The organism is Desulfobotulus sapovorans DSM 2055 (genome assembly GCF_059569355.1).
This window is the reverse complement of the sequence record NZ_JCANVJ010000018.1, coordinates 35,483-60,248: the sequence shown is the minus strand read 5'-3', so window position 1 is coordinate 60,248 and position 24,766 is coordinate 35,483. Positions and strand designations below refer to the sequence as shown.

The following is a 24,766-nucleotide window of genomic DNA, read 5'->3' as shown; positions in this document are numbered from 1 at the left end:
CTTCCTTCCCGAAAAGCCCCGCCAGTCCCTCTTTCCCTGCGGGAAGCCTCAGGACTGGGGTTTAAATTTAAAGGCACCCTTGCCCAGAATGTCATGCAGATGCAGCATCCCCATCAGAAGACCGCCCCCATCCACCACGGGCAGCACTGTAATCTGGTATTCTTCCATGAGGTTCAGGGCATCGTAAACCGGTGCTTCCGGGCCTACGGATCTGGGAGCCGGGGTCATGAAGACATCCACCAGACCGTCCTGGAAAGTTCCTGTGGCCACAAGATGGCGCAGATCCCCATCCGTAAGAATCCCCTTCAGATAGCCCTCCCCGTCGGTGACCAGTACGGCGCCCAGGGCAATCCTGTCCATCAGGGTCAGCACATGGGAAAGGGAAGTCCCTGCCTGCACACGGGGCAGCCCTTCAGTCATCATAAGATCCGCCACACGGCTGGCGAGACGTTGACCCAAGGCCCCACCAGGATGAAAACGTTTAAAATCAGAAGGTTTAAACTGACGCTTATGGATCAGGGCTACAGCCAGGGCATCTCCGGCAGCCAGCAGCACCGTGGTGGAGGTGGTCGGTGCCAGTCCCAGAGGACAGGCCTCCTTCGCCATCCCCAGATTCACCACAATGTCCGCCTCACGGGCCAGGGTGGATTTCGGATTGCCGGTCATGGCCACAATGGGACATCCCATACGCCGGATACTGGGCAGCAGCACATTAAGTTCTTCGGTTTCTCCGGAGTTGGAAAGGGCCAGAAACACATCATCCCCTCCCACAATCCCCAGGTCTCCGTGCATGGCTTCCACAGGATGCAGAAATATCGCACAGGTTCCCGTGGAAATCAGGGTGGCCACAATTTTACGCCCCACAAGGCCGGATTTTCCAATGCCCCCAATCACAAGCCGTCCCTTACAGGCAAAGACCGTTTCCACCATCTGCACGAAGGAAGCATCCACCCTTGCGGCAAAATCCAGGATACCCTGGGCTTCGGTGACCAGGACTTCTTTAATCTGTTCAATCATAATGGATGTTTTCCCATAAACGGTTTTAAAATTATTGTTTTTTAAAAATATTACATTTCCAGTACGTCGCCTTCCCGAAAAATACCGGAAAAGGACTATAAACCCAAGTGAAACGGGAATCAATTTTATCCGAAATTTATCCGAAAGTCCGACATTGAAAACCGCTTAAACAAACCACCTTCGTTTTCAAATTGACAAGCCCTCTTCCTTTTTTTATTGTTGCAGGGTTTTTCCATTGGGACACCCGTCCCTGGTTTATTTTTTTACCGACCTTATTTATTTCAGGAATCTTAGGAGTTCATCATATGATCTGCACCACCACACGTAAAGGCCACGATTGTGTTTTCATGAAGGCCAGCGGATGTTCCTACGCTGGCGGAACCTGCCTTGCTGCCATCGAAGCCTGCATGGGTTGCAACCGTATTGCGGAACAGGAAAGCGGCATCTACTGTTCCATCTTTCCCGAACCCGCTGTCAAGTGGAAACTGGGCAACTGCAACATGGCCACCCACATCAAAGCAGAAATCGTTGACAACAAAAAGAAACTCAACCCCCTCAAAGCCTCCAAGCGCAAGTAACTTTCCTGTGGCAAGGCATGGGCCTGCAACCATGCCCCTTTCTTTTCGGGAAGGTCTTTGGCTCCTGTATCCGGAAAAGCCCTGCCTTCATCTTTAACTATTTAAGGATGCGGGCTTTTCTGGTTAAAAAGCAATCTATCTTGACACCTACCGATCTGCCCAAGGCCGCTTCCAGGCCTTCCGTCCAGGAAATTCCTGAACACGCATTTCCGCCAAGGAGAGACATGAATCCCTTAGCTGAGCAGCTCAACACGGCCCTTGCCCATGGAAACCCCGCCACCCTGGATCTCCTGTCCCGGGTGGGAAAACACCTTTTCTTTCCCAAAGGCATCCTGAGCCAAAGTGCCGAAGCCAGGGAAAAGGCCCACAGAATCAACGCCACCATCGGCATCGCCAAGGAAGAAGGCGGCATCATGTGCTTTCCCTCGGTGATGGAGGGTCTGGCATACAGCCCCGAAGAGGCTCTAACCTATGCCCCTTCCTTTGGCATTCCCGAACTGCGGAAAGCCTGGCAGGCCTCCCTGATGGAAAAAAATCCTTCCCTCAGGGGAAAAGCCCTCTCCCTGCCCGTAGTCACCTGCGGTATCACCCACGCCATCAGCGTGTTTGCCGAAGTCTGGTGCAATGCCGGGGATACGGTTATCCTGCCGGACATGATGTGGGGCAATTACAATCTCATCATGAATGTGCGTTTGGGCGTACAGCTCAAACACTACCCCATCTTCGATGCTTCCGGCGGCTTCAATGTAAAAGCCCTGGGGACACTGATCCGGGAAGAGGCGGAAAAAACAGGAAAGGCCATTGTGATCCTGAATTTCCCACAGAATCCCACAGGCTACGCCATCTCCAAAAAAGAGGCTGCGGATCTTGTGACCGTCATCCGGGAAGTGGCCGAAACCGGTAAAAAGGTACTGGTGGTCATGGATGACGCCTACTTCGGACTTTTTTACGAAGAGGACACGCTGAAAGAATCCCTGTTCGCCCATTTTGCAGATCTGCACGAAAATATCCTGGCCCTCAAACTGGACGGGGCCACCAAGGAAAACTATGTCTGGGGCCTGCGCGTGGGCTTCATGACCTACAGTACCCGCGTTCAGGGGGATCCTGCGCCCTTTTATGAGGCCCTCGAAAGAAAAACCGCAGGCTGCATCCGGGGTACCATTTCCAACGCCTCCCACATCGGCCAGCGCATTGTCCTCAAATCCATGCAAGACCCTCGAAACACGGAAGAACATGCCCAGAAATACGCCATTTTGAAATCCCGGGCCGCCAGGGTCAAGGACGTGCTGAAAGATCCAAAATATGCCGATGCCTTCACCCCCTACCCCTTCAATGCAGGCTACTTCATGTGCGTGCGTTTAAAAAACGTGGAGGCGGAAAAACTGCGGCTGCACCTTCTTGAAAAATACGGGGTGGGTCTCATTGCCCTGGGCAAATACGATATCCGCGTGGCCTTCAGCTGTATTGAGGAAACGGAAGTTGCCCCCCTCTTTGACATTCTGCTTCAGGGGATTCAGGATCTTACGCCCTGAACCATTTTTTCGGCTCCATTTTTTCGGCTCCATTGCTGTCGAAAATCCCGGTATCCTCAGAAGATACCGGGATTTTCATCTTAAGCGTACCTGACGCCTTGCATTATGGGGGATACCCAGGCCCTCATAGAATCCAACGCATGACCATGCGCCCTTCCCGGACATCTACCGTCCTGCCCCCGAAAAAAAGGGGCATGATGCCTGCGGGCTTCCCGGAATCCCTTGCCATCTCCATCCTGAAAACAAAGAGACATCCATGCCCATCCAGCTCGAATTCATCGACTTTGTCAAAAACAACCTCCCGGATGACAGCGATGCCCAGGAAACCCTGGAGGCCTCAAAGCCTCCCTCGCCCTCGGGTTTCGGGTCGGATGTCAGCCGGGCTGTACATTCGTCCCTGATCCTGCGCCCCATCTTTGAGCTGGAAGCCCGGCGTTTCGGTCAGGGGGAAGAGCTCCGTGGCGAAATCTGGACACGGGTGGATCTGATGTGGACGGCATTCGGCATCCTGGATGTCATCTCAGAGCTGACCGAATACCAGACCGGTACCACCCGCAGCGAGGTGATACAGAAAATCCTCCCCCTTCTCCGCCAGCAGGTTGCCGCCGGAGGCAGCTCTTTTCCGGATGACGTCCTTGAAGAGGTCACGGGCAAAATTTTTGATCATCTGACCAATCGCAGCAACCGCTACCTCCCCTTTTCCTGTCCCTTTTTTGACGCCGAGGCCGGACGCTATCAGACCCGCCGTTTCTGGCTCATCAAAACTATCTATACCGGCGAGGGAAAGGAAGCCCTGTTCACCCTCACGGAAGAAGGCTACACCGCCTATTTCGGCCTGCATGAAACCAGTGCCCTGGATGCCGCCGCCATCGGCAACCTGCGGATCAAACTGCTCATAGACCGGGGCAATCTGGATGATGCCATTGCCGTGGCCGAAAGCAACCGGAAGCAGTGCGCCAGAAAAGCCGTGGAAGTGAGAACCGTACGTCGCCAGATCAGCCGGAATATCAAGGCTGTGGGGTTTAACCGGATCCAGGCTCTGGCGGAAGAGGGCGTCAACCAGGTCATGGAGATTCAGGAAGAGGGAAACCGGCTGCACAATCTTGTCATCGAAAACCTGCATGGTACCGAAAAAAGGGGGCACAGCAGCATGCTGTACAGACTGGCCGACAAGCTCGAAGCCCTCAACCACCAGCTGATGAAGCTTTCCGGCCAGCTCCAGGAGCTGCCCGAAGACTACCAGAAACACAGCCATAAGCTCTTCAGAAAAGAAGCCAGCGGCGTATTTCCCGGTATGGATGAAGTCATGGAAAGGATTTTCTCTCTGGATGAGGAAAATGCCGCCCGCATGGGGAGGGAGTTCATCGCCCGCATGGATCCTCCGGCAAGAAGGCCGCTTTTTGATCCCGCATCGGTGATTGAGGCCTGCGACCGCGCTCTGGAACGAAAAAACCCGTCGGGCGATCAGCCCCAGGTGCTCCTGGAGGTGAACGACACCCCCCTGTTGCGTTTTCAGCCGGAACTGAAGGAAAAACTGATGCTGGAGGCCTTTCATCTCATCCATGATCTGCTTCGCCGTAAAAAAGAGCTGAAACTGAGCCGGGTTCTGGAACAGAGTGTGAGGGAATCGGAAGACGGACTTTTTCCCGTGGCAACGGCCATGGCCGTTTTTCAGTGCCTTGTGGAAAAACGCATTGCGGACAGGTACGGCATCCATGTGGACATGCCCGATCCCGAGGCCCGCATCACCCTCGATCTCGGAAACGGAAGACGCTACCGGGGTCATGAACTGCGACTGAGGCACCGGACTCTTTCCGGTAGCCCGAACGGGTAAAGAACTCTCAAAAGGATGTACCTCTTTTATGGAAAACCATAGAGATCCCTTTCATGCGGCCAGCCGCCTGATCTATTTAAGCCTCATCCACAGCAGCGGCAGCCGCAGGGCCATGGCCCCCTTTGCTGCGGAAATGACCGAACTCATCCAGCGTTTTCAATCCCAGGAGAGCTTCCGCCAGATGGTGGAATCCGGGCTGAAGGCCATGGAACTGAGGCTCCTGGCCCTGGAAGACAAAGGGCTTCGCCTTTCCGCCCGACGCTCGGAAAGTTTTTTTGCGGCCACCCTCACGGATTACGGGAAACTCCTTGCCCGCAGCGACCTCAAGGCCGCGGAAATTCTTCCCGTTCACTGTGCCATTGCCACGGCCTTTTTTCCCACGGAAGCGGATCTGGATGCGCCGGTGGAGGATCTCGGTGCCATTGTCATTATGGACGTTATGGATATCCTCAGGCGTTTTGCCCTTGCAGAAGGCACCCTGCCCGATGAGGAAACGGAGCTGCTTCCTCAGGTCAAAACCATGGCCCAGCGTCTTCGTCTTCTGCCCGAAGACAATCCCGACCGGCAGCGGGCAGGCAGCGGCAACAGCTGGGTGGAGCTGATCACCATCGTGGTGGAGCACATGGTGGAAACGGGCTATCTGCTGGTCTTTGAAGAGACACCGGGAGAAGTGGAATACAGACCCACCCCCGCCTACCAGACCGCCCTGCGGGAAGGCATTGTGTACGCCTTCCACGCCTTCCGGGACATCGTAAAGGAAGCCCCGCTTCAGGAAAACGCCGTATCTGGAAATACCGCATGGGAAGGAGAGCAGGATGTTTAAGCTCAGGAGATTTTTTGTCAGTGATATCAAAGCAGGCGATAACATTCTGCGGAAATGCTTTGTCCCCGTGTTTCGGGAAAGCGGGGATGCGGATCACGGTGTGCTCTTTGCCGCCAACGGCACTTGCAAAACCACCCTGCTCTCCTTCATCCTGAGCGTATTCAGCCCTGCAAAACAGCGTTTTGTGCAGTACCTGCAATCGGGCGGAGACAAAAGTCTCGATCAGTACCTCATCCCCGGCCGCCCTGCCATTGTGATGCTGGATCTGACCATGACACTGCCCCCCACCCTCTTTGAAGCCAAACCCGTGGATCATCTGGTTCTGGGCCAGCTTTTCTATCGCCACGCCACCACCCAGGCCATCGACCGTCAGTACTTTCTTGCCCAGTCCGCTGATTTTTTTGACACCCTCCGGGGCAGCTGGGACGGACTTTTAGACCGGGAACAGCCCTATCGGGCGGTTCAGGATTTCATGGTGCCCGGCATTCAGCAGACCCGAAGCCAGAAGGAGTGGGAAGAAACGCTGGAACAGCTTGGCCTGGATCCCTGGCTGATTGACCGGCAGGTGGATTTTGCCCGTACGGAAGGGGGCATCAAAGATGCTTTCCGGTTCAAATCCGAAGGGGATTTTCTGGGATTTTTTCTTGGCTGCGTCACGGATATGGATGCTGCGCAAACCCTGCGCAAGCGCATGGATCAGGATCTCACCAAGATGAAAGACCGGCCAAGAAAACTGGGGCAGCTCCATAGCGTGCGCAGTCTGAGGGAACGTATCGCAGATTTTGACACCATTGCCGCCACCTGGCGCAGCGCAGAAAACGCCATTGAAAGCTGGAGACTCCGGCTTGGCGAAGCCAGTCACCTGCTCCATAAAGCGGAGGCTTCTGCCCGCGCAGAGGCGGAAGGTCTGGAGGAAGAACGCAGTCAGTCCGAAGGCCGTCTTCAGGCCCTTCAGTCAGACCTTGAAACCCTCCAGAGCACCCTCTTCTATGTGGAACACGCCAGAATCTCCTTTGAAATTAAACAAAAGGAACAGGATCTCCAGCAGAACAGAAGGGAAACCGAAACCCTGAAAGCGGAAGAAAGGGCGCTGCGTGCCGCAGATTTCATGGCGGACATCCGTAAAACCCAGGCCGAGGCAGACACAAAGGATCAGGCCCTTGTCCAGGCCGGCAGGGAACTCCTCCCCATCAAGGAAAAAATAGACGGACTTGCGACCCAGTACCACCTGCGCCTGAATGCAGACCGCCGTCATCTGGAGGCCGCCCTTGAAGCGCTTCGCAGGGAAGAGGCGGAAAGAAACCACCAGCAGCAGGCGATGGAAAAAACCATGGAAGCGACGGAGATCCGCCGGGAGACTCTGGAGCAGGAACGGGATATCCTGAAAAATCGCATTCATGGAGCCGAAGCCGCCCTGGCCCTGCTGCCCCTCCAGCCCGGAGAAGACCCTCCTGCCGCTCTGGATCGGCTTCTTGGGGAAAAAGCCGGGCTGGAAGACCGTATCACCATGGTTGAAAACGATATGACGGTCTCGGACGAGGCCCTGGAAACCCGGAACAGCAACTGGCGTCGGCTGCTGGAAAAGCGTACGGAAACCGGAGGAGAGCGGGCGGAGGCCGAAAAAGCCGTCACAGAGGAGGCCAACCTGCGTCAGTGCCTCCTGGCCGATCCCATACTGGTACGCATTGCCGGAACCCGTGAGCCGGAAGTCAGCTCGGCAGCACTTCTCTCCCGGCTGGATGACGCTCTGGCACGCAGCAGAGAAGGTCTCAGGGAAAGGGAGAAGGCAGCCCTTATCCTGGAACAGAAACTCGAAGCCCTGGAGCAGAGCGATACCCTTGCCGCAGACGAACTGACCCGTCGCCTCATTGCCCATTACCATGAAAAGGGCATTGCCCCCGGAGAACTCAGGGCCTACCCCGAATACCTTGCGGATCTCTACCCTTCGGCCGAAACCATGGCGAGATTCATCGAGAGCGATCCCGCACGGTTCACGGGCATCATGGCGGCCAGCGAGGAACTCATTGAAAAAATCCTTGCCATGCCCGTACCGGCCTGGCTGTACCGGCCTGTGGTGATTTCTCCCCCCTGTGCCCCGGAGGCCCTCCCCCCTGTGGAACAGACCCTGATCCGTCCTCTGACGCCCGAGGTCTATTCCAGGCAACATCTGGAAAAGGAAAAAAACCGCTACCGCACCGAACTGGCAGATACGGCGCAGGAAATGGAAAAAGCCCGGAATGCCCTGAAGGAAATGGAAAAATCCAGCCGGATCCTGCACGCCTATCAGGAACGGTTTCCCGATACTGCGGCCATAGCGGGGCTGGAGGAAAGGGTGAGGCTTCTGGAAAACAGGCTTTCTGCAACCCAGAAGGCCATCGCTGAAACGGAAGCAGGTATGGAAGCGCTTCGCCACTCCAGAACAGATCTGGAATCCCGATACCGCCTTCTGGGAAACAGGCTGGCCGACCTTTCCCAGAAACACAGCCAGGTGCAGACCTGGATCCGGTCCTTCGCGGATCTCGGCACCTGGCGCGCGGAAAAGGAAAAAAAAGATCTGGAAAACCTCGCGCTGCATCAGATCCGCAGGACGGATACGGCCGCCCTTGCCGCACTGAAAGAAAAGGCCTTCCGCATTTCCATGGATATCCACAGGCAGGAATCCGGTCTCAGGCGGCTGGACGAAAAAGCCGGGGAGGTGATGCGGCCTCCGGAGACAACACTGACGGAAGAGGCCGCTAAGGCAGCCCTCACCATGGATCCTGAAACCGTAAAGCATCTTTATGAGGCTGCAAAGGAAACCCTCCGGCAGATCAGCCATAAACTGGGCATCGACCTTCTCCGCAGGGAGCTGGAAGACCTTCAGACACGCATCAGCAGACGAAAATCCGAATTTGAAGGCTTTCAGCGGGACAACAGCTTTGATGCCAGAACCGCTGAAGACTGGGCCACCCGCAGCGTCACGGAACGAAGGGAGCATCTCGGGGTTCTTTCCGACACGCTGGAAAAACTGAAGGAAAATCGCATCCGGCTGGAAACGGATCTTGAGCACAGAAAAAAGGAAGAAAGAAAAAGTGAGGCCCTCCTTTCGGAGCGGAGCGCCAGAGGTCTGGTGCCGAGCCTGGGGGAGGACGATCTGAAGGATCAGGACACGGATGCCCTGCTGCACCGGCTGGAGAGCTCCAAAAGAAAGCATCAGGCCGACTGTGACATGCTGTTTTCCCACTGCGGTCACCTCAGGAAAAAACTCCGTTTCCTGGAAAAGTGGCACCATGAAATCCGCATTGTCATGGCGGAAAACCAGGCCTTCGAGCCGCTCTGGGACCAGGCCTCTCCCCGCCATACCTGGCCGGAACTGCCGGAATCCGGCAGCGATCAGGACAGAATGACCGCCCTCCGGAATTTTCTTGAAGAGGTAAGACAGATGGCCGCCGCGGAAAAGAAGGACAGGCAGGCCGAAGACAATGCCCGCAGGCGGATGCGAGGTGCCTTTGACCGCCTGCAGACCCACCTTCAGGAGGAAACCTGCCGCCAGACCCTGCCCGCTGTCGTGGATGCGCTGAGGCGCCACGATGCCGAATCCTTGGGCCATCAGGCCGGGGATCTGATCCGGCACTGTGAGGACATCGCCCTCAATATTGAAACGGATCTGGAGATCACCCGCCGTTTCATGGACAGCCTTGTGGATATGCTGCTTCAGCACAGCCGGGAATATCACCAGAAACTTCAGTCTGCCGCCAGCATCAGGCTGCCGGAGGATGTGTTTATTTTTGGAGGAAAACCCATTCTGCGTACGGGGATCCGTCTGGATTTTACACGGTATCAGGACGCCTTCCGCCAGTCTGTGGAAAACTGGCTCTATCAGCTCATGCAGCAGAACCGCCTGCCGGAAGTCAATGCAAAAGCAGGCAACTGCCTTGGGGCTGAGCTGCTCTATCAGCTTCTGGGAACCGCATCCGGCCGTGAAAACTTCGGCATCCGTCTGCTCAAGTGCGACGATTCCGGTACCACCTACGAGCCCGTTGGCAAGGATCTCGGTTCCGGCGGCGAGGCCCTCACCATCGCTGTCATGCTCTACACCCTGCTGATTTCCATGCGAAAAAAACGCAGCCGTGCTTCCGATGGCAGGATTCCCGCATTTCTTGTTCTGGACAATCCCCTTGGCGTCTGCAACCGCTCGGACTTTGTGGATGCCCAGCTCAAGGTGGCAGGCAACATGGGCCTTCAGTGCGTCTACTTCACCGGCATCCATGACCGGGAATCCTTAGAGCTTTTTGAACTGCGCACAGCCATCCGCAAGGGCGATAAAAAACTTGAGATTGACGGCATTTCTTACAACTGCCTTGAAATCACGGAGCTGAATGTGGAAAAAACGGGCAGACAGTCTTCCCCATGACAGGGCTGAAGAAAAACCTCACCCCTGTCAGAGGACAGAAAAAAAGGCCTCCCCATGTCTTTCTTCAAATGCCCGTTTTCCCATGCCATCCGGTAAAACAGGCCCTGAAGAAATCCCGCATATTCATATTTTCAACGCTGTCTGCAAAAGGCACATGGGCTAAGAGGGGGATCCCTGTGAAACGGGGCAGATCCTCAAGGTTCTCCGGATGGGAAGGCCCAACGGCCACGAGACCGAAAACGGAAATCCCCCGGCTTTTCAGGGCTTCCACGCTGAGGCCGGTATGGTTCAGGGTACCCAGCCCCGTGCGGCAGACCAGCAGCACGGGAAGATTCAGGTGCTGAATGAGATCCCGCATATCAAGACCCGGAGCCAGGGGCACCAGAACCCCGCCTGCCCCCTCCACCACCAGGAAGCGTCCGCCCGTATCCGGCAGCACAAACTCCTCAAGCCGGAGAATGCGCCCTTCCTTTTCCGCCGCTCTGTGGGGAGAAAGGGGGGCTTTGAAGCAGAAGGTTTCCGGAAAAAAATGTTCTCCGCCAAAGCCCGTGAGCCGGCGCACCGTATCCTGATCCCGATCCGGCGGAAAACCCGTCTGCACGGGCTTCCAGTACAGGGCCGAAAGCCCCGCCACGCAGAGGGCGGAAACGAAGGTTTTTCCCACGTCCGTATCCGTGCCGCTCACAAAAAAACGTCGGGGAAAGTCCGGCATGTCAGATATCCTTTCTCCTTTGGGGTTTCAGGTCTGAAGGCAAGAATGAAATGGGTGTGATAGGTCACGGAAACGGATCCACCCGCCGCCTTTTTTTTCCATGCGGCCATGAGCCGGGAAAGAAGCCGGGGATCCCTTTTTTCTTCGGAAAAGGATGTTCCTGCGCCAATGCCCGCCAAAGCCCTGAAAAAATATTTCGGTTCCGGATAGGACTCTACCATAAGCCCGCTGTAAAGCTGCACCCGGCATCCGAGCTTTTTCAGGGTTTCGGCCACAAAAATCCCTTTGGGCAGAGGGTTGGCGGAAAAGGGCAGATGTTCCTCTTCACACAGGGCCTTCCACTCGGCAAAAGAGCCTTCCCCCTGAAAGGAAAGGGCCAGAAGCCCACCGGGAAGCAGGGCCTTCACAAAACGCCCGAGGGTCTCCCCAAGCCCTGAAAACCATTGCAGGGTAAAGGCGGAAACCAGCAGGGCAAAACGGTCTTCTTCATCCAGGGCTTCTCCGTCCATCACCGAAAAATCCATGGACGCTTCCGGAAAAAGGGGGCTCAGGCTGGCCTCACAGGCCGCCACCATGGCAGGGGCAAGGTCGGTGAAAAAAAGCTTCCGCCCCCCTGAAAATCCCGCAAGGCCCCGGCTGACAAACCCCGTACCACAGCCGATTTCCAGAACAGGGCCTTCGGGAAGGCTCCGGACTTCAACGTCAAGATGCTCCAGCAGAGTCTCCGCCGCCCGCCGCTGCACCCGGGCATGGGCCTCGTAGCTCTCAGCCTTTGCGGAAAAGGACGCTGCCACCCGCTCTTTCACCGTACTCTCCCTTCCAGTATCCCCCGCACAAGCCTTGCCAGTTCCTGGCCATGGGTGAGGGGCAGACCATGATCCGCATCCGCCAGCAAATGGAGACGGGCATGGGGAAGTTTTTCTTTCAGATCTTCCGCCCGGCTGAGATCCACCACCCGATCCAGGGCCCCATGCACCAGATGAATCTCAGGAATCCTCCCCACCCTTTCCAGGAAAAGCGCTTCAGCAGCAAGCCTTGCAAGATCCCGTCGCAGCAGCTCCGCCTGGCACACCGGAGCCGACCAGGGCTCTTCCTGACCGCAGAGGCTCCGGAAAAGGGCCACCAGTTCCTGCGGGCTCTCCCGCAGTTTCTTGTCCATCAGATGGAGGATACGTTCCGAACGCCGCCTTTTTTTCGCATCCTCAGGCAAAAACGTATCAAAACCCGAAACAAAAACAGCAAAATCCGCCCTTTCCAGCCAGACCTCCGGAACCAGATGCAGGCCAAAAGAGTGGGTGACAATTCCCACCCTGCCTTTTTTTTTACAGGGAAAGGGGGGCGTTGCGGGAGATCCGAAATACCCCCGGTCGAGGTACAGCAGATTTGCGGCTGGGGCCAGGAGATGAAAAAGAGGACTCCAGAAAGCCGGACTCTGGGCCCAGCCGTGGATCATAAGAAGGGAGGATTCAGAAGGATGCAAAGGCATGGAGCAGCCCCTCCACATCTTCTTCTGTATGCAGGGAAGAAAGGGATAAACGAATGCGGCTTTCCCCTTCCGGCACCGTGGGTGGACGGATGGCCACACCGAGAAAGCCCTCCTCTTCAAGATATCTGGAAAGGGCCAGGGCTTTTTTGGCATCCCCCACCAGCACCGGCACAATCTGGGTGCAGGAAGCTCCGGTGTCAAAACCCAAAGCCCGCACTCCCTGACGGAGCTGATGACCAAGGGCCTGAAGGTGGGCCCTTTCCGTGTCCATCTCCGCCATGCGGTCAAGACTTGCATCCATCATGCCCAGAAGAAAGGGAGGCAGGGCCGTTGAAAAGACAAAACCGCCCATGTGGTTCAGAAGATAGTTTTTCAGAAGATCCGAGCCCGCCACATAGGCACCGAAGGCCCCTCCCCCCTTGCCAAAGGTGCCCACAACGGCGTGGGCCATGCCCTTCTTCACAAGTCCCATACCCTTTTCTCCGAAAACGCCCGTGGCATGGGCCTCGTCCACCACAAGAAGAGCACCATACTCTTCGGCAAGGCGGCTTAAGGCTTCAAGATCCGGAATGTCCCCGTCCATGGAAAAAACGGATTCCGTGAGAATGCACCTTCTCCCCTCCAGCGGCGCTTCCCTCAAAAGTCTTTCCAGATGGGAAAGATCGTTGTGGCGGAAACGCAGCACCTTTGCACCGGAAAGCTTCGCTCCCTGCACAAGGCTGTTGTGGTTGAGCCGGTCGGCAAAAATCAGGGTATGGCGGTCACAGAGGGCGGGTATCAGGCCAAGGTTCGCCTGATACCCGGAAGAGAGAATCAGGACCGCTTCAAAGCCCTTCATCCGGGCAATCTTTTCCTCCACCGCCTCCATGCAGGCAAGGTTGCCGCAGACAAGGCGGGAGGCCGTGGCCCCCGCTCCGAAACGGCGGGCAAAGTCAAGACCCCGCTCCACCAGGAGGGGATCTCTGGAAAGCCCCAGGTAATCGTTGCCGGAAAGGTTGACCAGCACCCTTCCCTCCACCGCCACCCGGCCCCCGTCCAGAAGGGTCATGGGCCGGAGATGACGGCGGGTTCCCGCTTCCTCCCGCCGGGACAAGGCCTTTTCCATGAAAGCCAGCCGCTCAGGCATGGGCGAAGCTCCCGTTGCCTTCCCTTTTCCGGTATCCGTTCTTCCCGTTTCTGCCCTTGTCTTCCAGACGGGCCGAGGCACAGGCGGTCTGCACGCCTTCCGGCCCCAGAATCTCGCAAAGCTCGGTCATGAGCGCGGCTTCCGGGTTCACCTTGAGAAGATCCGGCAATACGATATGGGTCTCGGTTTTCTCCGGAATCCGCACATGAAGAAGCACGGGACAGGGGCCGGGATGACGGCGCAGTACCTCCTGAAGCTTCAGGAGATCCTCACGCCTGTGGGTGTCCGTCCGAACCTTAAGATGCAGTTTTTCCGTCCAGACCTCGCCTGCCCGGTCGAGGTGCACCAGCTTTTCCGCCTTGATTTTGGCGCCCGACTCCTCCACCTGGGCTTCCCCCTCCACAATAACCGGCATGTCCGTCTCAAGGAGATCCGTCACCAGGGGGTAGAGGGAGGGAAAGATCACCACCTCCACAAGGCTTCCCGCCATGTCTTCCAGAGTGATGAAGGCCATCTTGTCCCCCTTTTTGGTGGTGATGACCTTCACGTCATGGACACTGCCCCCCAGGCGCACGGCAGCTCCGTTGTTCTGTTCCTTAAGCCCCACGGCATCCACAGTACCGTAACGGACAATGGCCGCCTCGTAGTTTTTCAGGGGATGACCGGAAAGGTAAAGCCCCAGGTATTCCTTTTCAAGGAGCAGAAGATCCCGCTCCTCCCATTCGGGAATATCGGGAAAGGAGGGCCGGGTGATCTGGGCTGCGACATCGTCCACCATGTCAAAAAGCCCCATCTGGGGATCCTTTTTGTCCCGCTGCACCCGTGCCCCATGCTCCACGGCCTCGTCCAGAACCGCCATCATGCGGCTGCGTTCAAGGCCTGTGCTGTCAAAGGCCCCGCACTTGATCAGGGCTTCCAGCACCCGCTTGTTCACCTTCCGGAGATCAATGCGCTCACAGAAATCAAAGAGATTCTCATAAGGCCCCCCCGCCTCCCGCTCCGCAAGAATGGCCTCCACCGGGCCTTCTCCCACGGTTTTCACGGCCACAAGACCAAAACGGATGGCCCCCTCCACCACGGTGAAGGCCAGCCCCGACGCATTGATGTCCGGCGGCAGCACGGCGATGTTGTGGCTGCGGCACTCCCCCATGAACTTCACCACCCCGTCCAGGGAATGCATTTCCGAGGTAAGCAGGGCCGCCATGAAAGCCAGGGGATAGTGGGTTTTCAGGTAGGCGGTCTGGTAGGCGATGAGGGCATAGGCGGCGGAATGGGACTTGTTGAAGCCATAGCCGCCAAACTTTTCCATGAGGTCAAAGATGAACCCCGCCTTTTCCAGATCCACCTGACTTTCCGCAGCCCCCTGCATGAAGCGCTCCCGCTGGGCCACCATCATCTCGGCGATCTTTTTCCCCATGGCCTTGCGCAGGCCGTCGGCCTCGGCCATGGAATAGTTCGCAAGCACGCCTGCGATCTTCATGACCTGTTCCTGATAGAGAATGACGCCGTAGGTGTCCTTCAGGATGGGTTCCAGCTGGGCCAAGGGGTAGGAAACCTCGGATCGGCCATGCTTGCGCTCCACAAAATCATCCACCATGCCGCTTTCCAGGGGACCGGGACGGTAGAGGGCCACAAGGGCCGTGATGTCACCAAAGGTGGAGGGCTGGAGCCGCACCAGAAGATCCTTCATGCCCGAGCTTTCCAGCTGGAAAACCCCCGTGGTATCCCCCCTGGACAGAAGCTCGTAGGTGGGCCTGTCCTCCAGACTGATGGCGTCGAGATCGGGAACGGGAAGTCCCTGACGCCGGATGAGGTTCAGGGCCTCCTGAATCACCGTGAGGTTGCGCAGCCCCAGAAAATCAAACTTTACAAGCCCGATTTTCTCCACATACTGCATGTCGAACTGGGTCACCACTTCGCCCTTTTTACCGGCATAAAGGGGAAGATAATCATCCAGTCTGCGATCCCCGATGACCACCCCCGCCGCATGGGTGGAGGCGTGGCGGGGAAGCCCCTCCAGCTTCTTGGCGACCTCCAGAAGTTCTGCAATGTCGGAGCGCTCCTCCGCCCGCTTCAGAATCTCCGGCTCCTGCTCCAGGGCCTTGGCAAGGCTGATGTTCAGTACCTCAGGCACAAGCTTTGCGATCTCATCCACATCCTTCAGGGGAATGCCCAATGCCCGGCCCACGTCCCGGATCACGGCCCGGGTCTTCATCTTTCCGTAGGTAATGATCTGGGCCACATAGTCGCCCCCCCCGTACTTTTTCACCACATAGTCATAGACCTTTTCCCTGCCGTTGATGCAGAAGTCCACGTCAATATCCGGCATGGAAATACGGCTGGGGTTGAGGAAACGCTCGAAGATGAGACCGTGCTCGATGGGATCGAGATCCGTGATGCCCATGGCATAGGCCACCATGGAACCTGCGGCCGATCCCCTGCCCGGGCCTACGGGAATGCCGTTTTCCTTGGAGTAACGGATGAAGTCCGCCACAATGAGAAAATAGCCGGGAAAACCCATGGTGTTGATGGTCTCGATCTCGTAATTGAGACGCTCCAGATAGGCCTTCTCATCCACATCGGGACTGCGTTTACGGATGAGTTCCATGCGTTTTGCAAAGCCCCTGCGGGCCGTCTGGTCAAAAAGCTCTTCCGCAGTCCCCGTCTCTTCCGTTGGAAACCGGGGAAAATGGTAGGTCTTGAAATCAAAGCTTACGTCACAGCGCCGGGCAATCTCCACCGTATTGGCCAGGGCTTCGGGATAGTGCCCCAGCTCTTTTGCCATGGTCTCCCGGCTTTTAAAGTACAGGGCGTCGGTGCCGAAGCGGAAGCGGTTGGGATCGTGGATGGTCTTTCCCGTCTGGATGCAGAGCAGGAGCTCATGGGCGCGGGTGTCTTCGGCATCGAGATAATGGCAGTCATTGGTAGCCACAAGGGGCAGGGAAAGGCGTTTTGCCATATCGACAAGGAGGGCGTTGGCCTCCCGCTGGGGCATAAGCCCGTTTTCCTGAATTTCCAGGAAAAAATTCCCTTCCCCGAAAATTTTCTCGTAATATCTGGCCTTTTCCTCTGCGGCGCCCATCTGCCCTTTTAAAAGAAGCTTGGGAATTTCCCCCTGAAGGCAGGCGGAAAGGGCAATGAGTCCCTCACTGTGTTCCGCCAGAACAGCATCATCCACCCTGGGCTTGTAGTAAAAACCCTTCATCTGGGCGATGGTGGCGAGCTTGCAGAGGTTGCGGTAGCCCGCGTTGTTACGGGCCAGCAGTACCAGATGAGAGAGGCCCTTGGCATCTTCTGCGGTTTTGTCGGTAAGGCTGCGGGGGGCCACATAGCACTCACATCCGATGATGGGCTTGATGCCCGCCTTGTTCGCCTTGTCAAAAAACTCCAGCACGCCGAACATGGTGCCGTGATCCGTGATAGCCACCGAATGCATGCCATACTCTTTGGCCCTGGTAAAAAGGGGCTCCAGCCGGATGGCACCATCCAGAAGGCTGTACTGGGTATGAAGATGCAGATGCACAAAATCCGGAACCGGTGTTTCCATGGTAACCCTTCCTTTTTAAAACCCATCCATCAGACAGGATACGGCGTACAAAGCCTTTCGAACAAAAACCCTGCCTGTCATAGCACAGGCAAGGGGAGGCTGTCACTTGCTCCGAATACGCAAAAAAACAGCCCCAGCCTTAAGGCCCTGTGAAGGCTTAAGGATGAGGCCGTCATCAGATTCCGAACCTTTACCTTCCCGGAATCCTCACTGTACCAATACAACCACCGTCATCAATCTACCCGGTAGTTCGGTGCTTCCTTGGTAATGATAACGTCATGCACATGGCTTTCCCGCAGACCAGCCGCTGAAATTCTTACAAAACGGGCCTTTTCCCTCAAATCTTCAATACTGTGGGCACCCACATAGCCCATACCCGCCTTAAGTCCCCCCGCCAGCTGATAAAGATTTTCCGCGACCGTCCCCCTGTAGGGCACCTTGCCCACGATTCCTTCGGGAACCAGCTTGTCGTCCTCTTCCTCATCTCCAAGGTAGTACCGGTCCTTGCTGCCCTTTTTCATCGCTTCCAGAGATCCCATCCCCCGGTACACCTTATAAGTTCGCCCCTGATAGAGGATGGTCTCACCGGGGCTTTCCTCCGTACCCGCAAGAAGGCCCCCCAGCATGACACAATGGGCTCCTGCACCAATGGCCTTGGTAATGTCACCGGAGTATTTGATACCGCCATCCGCAATAATGGGAACCCCATGCTTATTCGCCGCATCCCGGCAGTTCAGAATGGCGGAAAGCTGGGGCACCCCGACACCGGCCACAATGCGGGTGGTACAGATGGAGCCGGGACCAATGCCCACCTTCACGGCATCCACACCGGCTTCAATGAGGGCTTCCGCACCCGAACCGGTGGCCACGTTACCCGCAATCAGCTGGGATTTCGGAAATGCACTTTTGATAGCCCGCACGGAATCCAGCACGTTTTTGGAATGGCCATGGGAGGTATCAATGCAGAGTACATCCACACCAGCCTTGAGAAGGGCCTGCACCCGCTCCATCATATCCGGCCCCACACCCACGGCGGCACCGACACGGAGACGGCCCATGGCATCCTTACAGGCATAGGGATATTTTTTAATTTTTTCAATATCTTTAATGGTGATCATACCCGTGAGACGCCCATCCCTGTCCACCACCAGAAGTTTTTCAATACGATGCTGGTGCAGGCGCTGCTTGGATTCTTCAAGGGTGATCCCTTCCTGCACGGTCACGAGATTCTGGGTCGTCATGACGGTACTGACAGGACGGTTCATATCCGTTTCAAAGCGAAGATCCCGGTTGGTCACAATGCCCACCAGTTTTTCCCCTTCCACAACGGGGACTCCGGAAATACGGTACCGGCTCATGAGTTTCAGCACATCTTCAATCCGGGCTGTGGGAGCAATGGTTACGGGATCTACGATCATGCCGCTTTCCGATTTTTTCACCTGATCCACTTCCCGGATCTGCTCTTCGATGGTGATATTTCTGTGGATGATGCCAATCCCCCCGGCACGGGCCATGCTGATGGCCGTATGGGATTCCGTCACCGTGTCCATGGCTGCCGAAACCATGGGCACATTGAGGCGGATCTCACGGGTCAGTCGGGTAGAAATATCACAATCACTGGGTACCACGTCGGAATAATTGGGTAAAAGAAGAACATCATCAAAGGAAAAGGCTTCTTCGGGCGGCATGATCATCATGGGTACTCCTCCGGAATCGGTGGGTTGAAAACGCTTGTGGCGCAGGGGATACGTCCCCTGCGGGTGGCGGGGAACGCAAATCAGATATAGGGGCGGCCGGCAGGATATCCCCTGACCGGCCGTAAAGACAGAGAAACCGGCTCATTGAAACGAGCCGGTCTGAATTTTGGGCGTATACCTAACAGACAAAAGGAGGTTACGCAAGTTTTAAAAAGCCTGCTTGACAGGCATAAAAACACCTTGTAGGAGAGATTCATATGACTTTTTTCTTGCATCTGTCTCCTCCCTGTTCATGGTAGAGGAACCGAAGCAGCCCCCCCAACGACGGGAGAGCCTTCCTATGCTTGTCACCATCCACCCCCAGACCCCTCATTCCCGGCAGATCCGGCAGCTTGTTGAGTGTCTGAAAGACGGCGGGGTCATCATCTATCCCACAGACACACACTATGGTATTGGCTGCGACATCATGAGCAAAAAAGCCATTGAACGTATCTACCAGATCACGCAGAAGGATAAAAAAGATCCCTTCAGCTTCATCTGCCCGGATCTTACGGACATCAGCCGCTACGCCAAAGTACACAACGCAGCCTACCGTATCCTGAAACGCCTTCTGCCAGGTCCCTATACCTTTATCCTGGAAGGCACCCGTGAAGTACCCCGCATGATGCTCACCAAAAGGAAAACCGCAGGGATACGGGTTCCGGACAACGCCATTGCCCTCGCCATCGTACGGGAACTGGGCAATCCCGTCATTTCCACCACGGCTGCCAAATCCGGAGAAGAGGTGTGCAACGATGCCAGCCTCCTCCATGAAATTTTCGGTTCCCAGGTGGATATGGTCATCGATGGCGGCCCGGTTCCAGGAAAAGCCTCCAGCGTCATTGATCTTTCCGGTGAAGTCCCCGAAGTGCTGCGGGAAGGGCTTGGGGATGTACAGGAATTTTTATAATCGGCTGTCCGGTGTCCAGAGGTAGGCGGCCTGGGACGGTAAGTGCCGGTTCATGATCCTGACCAGCCCCTGAGCACTGCCTTCCACAAACTCCTGAAACCATGGGATTTCCCTTTCAGGATAAACCGCCTGCCATCCCTTTTCCGGTATCCCCGCCTTTTCCGCCGCCCAGATCAGGGCATCTTCAAAATTGCCCATGCGATCCACCATTCCCAGGGTCATGGCCTCTTCACCGGCATAGATTCTGCCATCGGCCAGGGCTGCCACCACATCTTCGGGCATCTTCCGCCCAGACGCCACATCCCGGACAAACTGCTGGTGCAGGCGATCCACAAATGCCTGAAGAATCCTGCGTTCCTCCGGGGAAAGATCCCGAACGGGAGAGGCCATATCCTTGTTCTCCCCGCTCTTGATCACCACAGGCTCCAGACCGATTTTTTCCACAAGGCTGCGGAAATTCGTATAGCCCATGATGACGCCGATACTGCCCGTCACCGTACCCGGATTGGCCATGATCCCATCAGCGGCAGCAGCGGCATAATACCCGCCGGAAGCTGCGACACTGCCGAGACTGGCAATCACAGGTTTTACTTCCCGTGCCCGGCCTATCGCCCTGAAAATTTCCTGGGAAGGCCCCACGCCCCCCCCTGGGGAGTCCACCCGCAGCACAATGGCCCGGATACTCTCATCTTCCCGGAACGTACGAATATCTTCAAGAATTTCCTCGCTGTCCGTAATGGGGCCGTACAGTGCGATCACACCAATTTTTTCTCCTTCAGGTTCAGACCTGCCCAAAGAGGAAAAAACACTGATGACCATACTGCTCAGGGTGATCATGGCGGTGAGGGAAAGAATAAAAAAAAGATAGGGATGTCTGCGGGAAAACATGGGGCGGGACTCCTTCAGGATAAAAAAGGAGCGTTTCTAAAGCGTACCGGAATTTTCCGTCAGCCCTCCACGCTCCTTCACCATCCGATAAAAAAACCCGGAACCCCTCTGAAGAAGGGTTCCGGGTCATGGGTTTCTACCTAGTTTTCCTTGTATTTCGCCTCAAAGGTTTCTTTGAGGGTCTCACCAAGGGAAGAGGTCGGCTTGGTATTTTCCATGGACTTCAGATAATCGCTCATGATGGCATCATCATCTTCCATGTCCAGCCTTTTGATGGAAAGCCCGATCCGGCGTTCTTCAGAGTTGATGTTCATCACCTTGGCGGTGATGGACTGAGCAACGGTGAAGGCTTCGGAAGGCGTTTTCACCTTTTCCGTACTGATTTCGGAAATGTGCACCAGACCTTCGATGCCCTCTTCCAGTTCCACAAAGATACCGAAGTCCGTAATATTGGTGATGCAGCCACTGATTTCCGTACCTACGGCATACCGTTCCTGGACACTTTTCCAGGGGTCTTCGTGGGTCTGTTTGATGCCCAGGGAAAAACGCTCATTCTCCTTGTCAATGTCCAGCACCACGGCCTGAACCGTATCTCCCTTTTTATACACTTCGGAAGGATGCTTAATACGTTTGGTCCAGGAAATATCGGAAATATGTACAAGACCGTCGATGTCGTCATCAATACCGATGAAGAGACCAAAGTCCGTAATATTCTTGATCTTACCTTCGATAATGGTACCCACGGGATACTTTTCGCTGATCACTTCCCAGGGGTTGGTCATGACCTGTTTCATGCCCAGAGAAATGCGACGGCTGTCCGGTTTGATATCCAGAACCATGGCATCCACAACTTCACCCACGGACAGAACCTTGGAAGGGTGGCGAATCTTACGGGTCCAGGACATTTCGGAAACGTGGATAAGACCTTCAATGCCTTCTTCCAGTTCCACAAAAGCACCGTAATCCGTCAGGCTGACCACTTTGCCCTGCACCCGCGCACCCACGGGATACTTGCCTGCGGCAATGGTCCAGGGATCGGGGGTCAGCTGCTTCATGCCCAGAGAAACGCGTTCCCGCTCCAGATCGAAGGACAGTACCTTGACCTTGATCTGATCGCCCACGGCAAACAGCTCCGAAGGATGCTTCACACGGCCCCAGGAAATGTCGGTAATATGGAGAAGTCCATCGACACCGCCAAGATCCACAAACACCCCGTATTCGGTGATGTTCTTGACCACACCGTCCATGACCTTGCCCTCTTCCAGAGCAGAAAGGGTCTTGGAACGGGCTTTCTCCCTGGCGTCTTCCAGAAGAACCCTGCGGGAAAGGACGATATTGCTCCGTTTCCGGTTGAACTTGAGTACCTTGAAATCAAAACTCTTGCCCACAAGTTCATCGAGGTTGCGCACGGGCCGGAGATCTGCCTGTGAACCAGGCAGGAAAGCCTGAAGACCGATATCGACGGAGAAGCCACCTTTAACGCGGTTGGTGATAACACCTTCCACAACACCGTCTTCGTCGTAGATCTTCTTGATCTCTTCCCAGACTTTAATTTTTTCGGCTTTTTCCTTGGAAAGCACAACCCGCTCTTCTTCTTCATCCCAGAGCTCGATCATGACTTCCACATCATCACCGACGGCAGCGGTCACCTCTCCTGCGTCGTTCTTAAATTCGTGGACGGGAATCATCCCTTCGGACTTATAGCCCACATCCACCAGAACATACTCGCGATCTACAGAGATGATTCTGCCCTTCACCACCTCGCCCTCGGCAAACTTGCCGAAACTTTCCTCGTATTCGTTGAGCAGATCTTCCATACTGGGAAGCTCTTCCCCATCGAATTCAAGATCGTCCATTGCTTCGTTGTCTTCGAAAGCGTCCATGTTGTTACGGTTTCCCATGAAAAGTTATCCCCCTAATCGTTAGTCATGCCTCTCCCCTTCCTTATTGTTTTGAGGATGGCATATCCCGAAACCTTTACCAGAGTTAAGAGGGGGATACAAGACAAAATATTATCCCGCACGCTGGATGGACGCCAGCATCCTTTCCAGAACCTCTTCCACGCCAAGATGGGAAGCGTCAATATGAATCGCATCCGCAGCCGCTGCCAAGGGGGCAAGATCCCTGCCCGCATCCTGGGCGTCCCGCTGCTGCATATCCTGGAACACAGCGTCCAGACTCTGTTCCGTATTTGCCGCCAGTTCCCCGTGACGACGCATGGCACGCACGGCAAGGTCTGCTGTCAAAAAAAACTTCACATCCGCCCCCGGAAACACCACCGTCCCCATATCCCGTCCTTCAAACACCACCCCCTTTTCCGCGCCCAGTCTGCGCTGCACCCCCAGAAGGAAGGCCCGAACCTCAGGAATTTTTGCCACGCTGGATGCGGCCATGGACATGGCCGGAGTGCGGATTTCCTCCGTAATATCCACGTCATTGGCGAGAAGTCGCAACAATCCGCCTGCTTCCCGCACAAGACACAGATGAAGATTTTCAAGATGGGCAACAAGGGCAACCGTATCCACAATGTCCACACCGGCTCTGTGGGCGCTGCATGCAACCCCCCGGTACAGAGCTCCCGTATCCACATAACGGTATCCCAGAAGCTCGGCAAGCCTTCGGCTGATGGTGGTTTTCCCGGCACCCGCAGGGCCATCAATGGTAATCACAAGGGGTTTCATACAGAACACTTTCGTCTTGATCATGGGAAGAATCTTCAGGTCTCAGGGATTTCCGCAAGCACGGCTTCCAGGGCGTCAAGAAAGACCCGGTTTTCCTCGGGCAGCCCTACGGTGATCCGGATACAGCGGGGAAAACCGTAACCGTGCATGGAGCGCACAATCACCCCCCTGCGCAGCAGGGCCTCAAAAACCGTCCTGCCCTCACGCCGCACATCCACCAGAAAAAAATTGGCTTCACTGGGATAGGATGTCAGCCCCATAACCGCCAGTTTTTCCCGCAGCCAGGCTTTCCCTTCGCTTACAAGTGTTCTTGTTTTTTCAAGAAAGCCCCTGTCATCCAGGGCCGCACAGGCTCCCGCCTGGGCAAGGATATTCACATTGAAAGGCTGACGTACCCGATGCAGCCACTGGGCGATCTCTTCTCCCATCACCCCGTACCCCACACGAATGCCCGCCAGACCATAGGCCTTGGAAAACGTACGCAGCACAATGAGGTTGGGATATTTTTCCAGAAGCGAAATACCGGAGTAAAAAAGAGACTCTTCCACAAACTCCACATAGGCCTCATCCAGAAGTACCAGCACGGAAGCCGGAATGGCATCCAGAAAGGCCAGCATTCTTTCCTTTGGGATAAAACGACCCGTAGGATTGTTCGGATTGGTGACAAAAACCATACGGGTATCCCCATCCACGGCAGCGGACATGGCCTCCAGGGCAATGTCCATCCCCTCCAGGGCAACGGGAACGGCAACGCCTCCCGCAGTTTTTACCAGAATATCGTACATGAGAAAGGCGGGATGGGGCATGACCGCTTTATCGCCCGTACGCATAAAGGCCCGCACGGCCATGGCGATGACATCATCGGAACCATTGCCCAGCACAAGACATCCGGGCTTTACCTGAAGACTGCGGGCCAGAGTTTCGGTAAGATAGTAGGCGGAACCATCGGGATAACGGTGCAGCTTCGCAAGGGCCGCCTCCATGGCCCTGAGAGCCAGGGGAGAAGGGCCGAGGGGATTTTCGTTGGAGGCCAGTTTCACGGCCTTTTTCAGACCATATTCCCGCTCCAGTTCTTCTATGGGTTTTCCGGGAACATAGGGATCTATGGCGCGAATAAAATCCGGTACGGGAATCTGCATGACACAATCCTTTACGATCGGGGCACAGCCCCATCCAATATGAACGTCCCACATCCTTAAATAGGTCAGGATGCAGGACGTTCCTTTCCTGCCGATGGGCTGTGATTAAAAGGAAGTCTTTTATTTGTCAATAAAAGCCTCGGCAAAAAGGAGAAAAGCCTTTCAGGATCGCCTCCCGCCTTTTTCGAAACGGGACACACACTGTCCATTGTTGTTGAAGGATTGCCACTCCACTTCAGCTATCGTTGCCATACTCCAGCGTGAGAACGACGGGCTTCTGTTATAAAGGTAAGCCCTGCGGGCTGTTCTCATCTGCCTGGGAAAGGGCATAGAAGAAAAGGCAACACCGGAGACGGCATGGGGC

At 55.7% G+C, this 24,766-nt stretch carries 17 protein-coding genes; 6 read left to right on the top strand and 11 right to left on the bottom strand.

Annotation, left to right across the window (positions count from 1 at the left end; all coding sequences use genetic code 11):
* Positions 1–48 precede the first annotated feature (48 nt).
* Positions 49–1,017: a KpsF/GutQ family sugar-phosphate isomerase gene (locus tag BR04_RS12195; protein WP_496356293.1), complete on the bottom strand. Its 969-nt coding sequence runs from the start codon at positions 1,015–1,017 to the stop codon at positions 49–51.
* A 305-nt stretch (positions 1,018–1,322) separates the two neighbouring features.
* Between BR04_RS12195 and BR04_RS12190 the strand changes: the two genes are divergently transcribed.
* From BR04_RS12190 to BR04_RS12170, 5 genes are all read left to right on the top strand, one after another.
* Positions 1,323–1,595 carry a PxxKW family cysteine-rich protein gene (locus BR04_RS12190; RefSeq protein ID WP_496356292.1) on the top strand — a complete coding sequence of 91 codons (273 nt, stop codon included), beginning with the start codon at positions 1,323–1,325 and terminating at the stop codon, positions 1,593–1,595.
* A 224-nt stretch (positions 1,596–1,819) separates the two neighbouring features.
* Entirely contained in the window at positions 1,820–3,127 is a 1,308-nt protein-coding gene (locus BR04_RS12185; protein ID WP_496356291.1) for an aminotransferase class I/II-fold pyridoxal phosphate-dependent enzyme, read from the top strand.
* A 256-nt stretch (positions 3,128–3,383) separates the two neighbouring features.
* Complete coding sequence (locus tag BR04_RS12180) at positions 3,384–4,961, top strand: hypothetical protein (protein WP_496356290.1); 1,578 nt, start codon at positions 3,384–3,386, stop codon at positions 4,959–4,961.
* Between the two features lie 28 nt (positions 4,962–4,989).
* Entirely contained in the window at positions 4,990–5,784 is a 795-nt protein-coding gene (locus BR04_RS12175) for a hypothetical protein (protein ID WP_496356289.1), read from the top strand.
* Complete coding sequence (locus BR04_RS12170) at positions 5,777–10,177, top strand: coiled-coil domain-containing protein (protein WP_496356288.1); 4,401 nt, start codon at positions 5,777–5,779, stop codon at positions 10,175–10,177. Before BR04_RS12175 ends, BR04_RS12170 begins: the two co-directional genes overlap by 8 nt.
* A gap of 64 nt (positions 10,178–10,241) precedes the next feature.
* On the opposite strand, the gene bioD is transcribed toward BR04_RS12170, so the two are convergent.
* The 6 genes from bioD to guaB all read right to left on the bottom strand — a co-directional run bounded on the left by bioD (position 10,242) and on the right by guaB (position 18,745).
* Positions 10,242–10,889, bottom strand: coding sequence for a dethiobiotin synthase (gene bioD / locus BR04_RS12165; protein WP_496356287.1), 648 nt, complete (start codon positions 10,887–10,889; stop codon positions 10,242–10,244).
* Positions 10,859–11,695 carry a methyltransferase domain-containing protein gene (locus BR04_RS12160; protein ID WP_496356286.1) on the bottom strand — a complete coding sequence of 279 codons (837 nt, stop codon included), beginning with the start codon at positions 11,693–11,695 and terminating at the stop codon, positions 10,859–10,861. The genes bioD and BR04_RS12160 overlap by 31 nt, the downstream gene beginning before the upstream one ends.
* Positions 11,692–12,375: an alpha/beta fold hydrolase gene (locus BR04_RS12155; protein WP_496356285.1), complete on the bottom strand. Its 684-nt coding sequence runs from the start codon at positions 12,373–12,375 to the stop codon at positions 11,692–11,694. Before BR04_RS12155 ends, BR04_RS12160 begins: the two co-directional genes overlap by 4 nt.
* A complete protein-coding gene (locus BR04_RS12150; RefSeq protein ID WP_496356284.1) occupies positions 12,356–13,501 on the bottom strand; it encodes an aminotransferase class I/II-fold pyridoxal phosphate-dependent enzyme in 1,146 nt (381 codons plus the stop codon). The genes BR04_RS12155 and BR04_RS12150 overlap by 20 nt, the downstream gene beginning before the upstream one ends.
* On the bottom strand, positions 13,494–17,048 hold the full coding sequence (dnaE, locus tag BR04_RS12145; protein ID WP_496356283.1) for a DNA polymerase III subunit alpha: 3,555 nt from the start codon (positions 17,046–17,048) through the stop codon (positions 13,494–13,496). The genes BR04_RS12150 and dnaE overlap by 8 nt, the downstream gene beginning before the upstream one ends.
* Positions 17,049–17,281: 233 nt before the next feature.
* Positions 17,282–18,745 carry an IMP dehydrogenase gene (gene guaB / locus BR04_RS12140; protein ID WP_496356282.1) on the bottom strand — a complete coding sequence of 488 codons (1,464 nt, stop codon included), beginning with the start codon at positions 18,743–18,745 and terminating at the stop codon, positions 17,282–17,284.
* Positions 18,746–19,085: 340 nt separating this feature from the next.
* Between guaB and BR04_RS12135 the strand changes: the two genes are divergently transcribed.
* Positions 19,086–19,694 (top strand): L-threonylcarbamoyladenylate synthase, encoded by a 609-nt coding sequence (locus tag BR04_RS12135; protein WP_496356281.1) that lies wholly within the window; start codon positions 19,086–19,088, stop codon positions 19,692–19,694.
* Here the strand turns inward: BR04_RS12135 and sppA are convergent.
* From sppA to hisC, 4 genes are all read right to left on the bottom strand, one after another.
* The gene (gene sppA, locus BR04_RS12130; RefSeq protein WP_496356280.1) at positions 19,689–20,582 is read right to left on the bottom strand and encodes a signal peptide peptidase SppA; all 894 of its coding nucleotides are present in this window, start codon (positions 20,580–20,582) and stop codon (positions 19,689–19,691) included. The two genes, BR04_RS12135 and sppA, sit on opposite strands and share 6 nt — an antisense overlap.
* 140 nt (positions 20,583–20,722) lie before the next feature.
* Positions 20,723–22,483, bottom strand: a complete 1,761-nt coding sequence (locus tag BR04_RS12125) for a 30S ribosomal protein S1 (protein WP_496356279.1) — start codon at positions 22,481–22,483, stop codon at positions 20,723–20,725.
* 111 nt (positions 22,484–22,594) lie between these two features.
* A complete protein-coding gene (cmk, locus tag BR04_RS12120; protein WP_496356278.1) occupies positions 22,595–23,263 on the bottom strand; it encodes a (d)CMP kinase in 669 nt (222 codons plus the stop codon).
* A 35-nt stretch (positions 23,264–23,298) separates the two neighbouring features.
* Positions 23,299–24,402, bottom strand: a complete 1,104-nt coding sequence (hisC, locus tag BR04_RS12115; RefSeq protein ID WP_496356277.1) for a histidinol-phosphate transaminase — start codon at positions 24,400–24,402, stop codon at positions 23,299–23,301.
* Between the last annotated feature and the right edge of the window lie 364 nt (positions 24,403–24,766).

Excerpts from the sequence above, each read along its gene's own strand:
- BR04_RS12195 (WP_496356293.1), bottom strand. The coding sequence starts at position 1,017 with ATGATTGAACAGATTAAAGAAGTCCTGGTCACCGAAGCCCAGGGTATC.
- BR04_RS12190 (WP_496356292.1), top strand. The coding sequence starts at position 1,323 with ATGATCTGCACCACCACACGTAAAGGCCACGATTGTGTTTTCATGAAG.
- BR04_RS12185 (WP_496356291.1), top strand. The coding sequence starts at position 1,820 with ATGAATCCCTTAGCTGAGCAGCTCAACACGGCCCTTGCCCATGGAAAC.
- BR04_RS12180 (WP_496356290.1), top strand. The coding sequence starts at position 3,384 with ATGCCCATCCAGCTCGAATTCATCGACTTTGTCAAAAACAACCTCCCG.
- BR04_RS12175 (WP_496356289.1), top strand. The coding sequence starts at position 4,990 with ATGGAAAACCATAGAGATCCCTTTCATGCGGCCAGCCGCCTGATCTAT.
- BR04_RS12170 (WP_496356288.1), top strand. The coding sequence starts at position 5,777 with ATGTTTAAGCTCAGGAGATTTTTTGTCAGTGATATCAAAGCAGGCGAT.
- bioD (WP_496356287.1), bottom strand. The coding sequence starts at position 10,889 with ATGCCGGACTTTCCCCGACGTTTTTTTGTGAGCGGCACGGATACGGAC.
- BR04_RS12155 (WP_496356285.1), bottom strand. The coding sequence starts at position 12,375 with ATGCCTTTGCATCCTTCTGAATCCTCCCTTCTTATGATCCACGGCTGG.
- BR04_RS12150 (WP_496356284.1), bottom strand. The coding sequence starts at position 13,501 with ATGCCTGAGCGGCTGGCTTTCATGGAAAAGGCCTTGTCCCGGCGGGAG.
- dnaE (WP_496356283.1), bottom strand. The coding sequence starts at position 17,048 with ATGGAAACACCGGTTCCGGATTTTGTGCATCTGCATCTTCATACCCAG.
- guaB (WP_496356282.1), bottom strand. The coding sequence starts at position 18,745 with ATGATGATCATGCCGCCCGAAGAAGCCTTTTCCTTTGATGATGTTCTT.
- BR04_RS12135 (WP_496356281.1), top strand. The coding sequence starts at position 19,086 with ATGCTTGTCACCATCCACCCCCAGACCCCTCATTCCCGGCAGATCCGG.
- sppA (WP_496356280.1), bottom strand. The coding sequence starts at position 20,582 with ATGTTTTCCCGCAGACATCCCTATCTTTTTTTTATTCTTTCCCTCACC.
- BR04_RS12125 (WP_496356279.1), bottom strand. The coding sequence starts at position 22,483 with ATGGGAAACCGTAACAACATGGACGCTTTCGAAGACAACGAAGCAATG.
- cmk (WP_496356278.1), bottom strand. The coding sequence starts at position 23,263 with ATGAAACCCCTTGTGATTACCATTGATGGCCCTGCGGGTGCCGGGAAA.
- hisC (WP_496356277.1), bottom strand. The coding sequence starts at position 24,402 with ATGCAGATTCCCGTACCGGATTTTATTCGCGCCATAGATCCCTATGTT.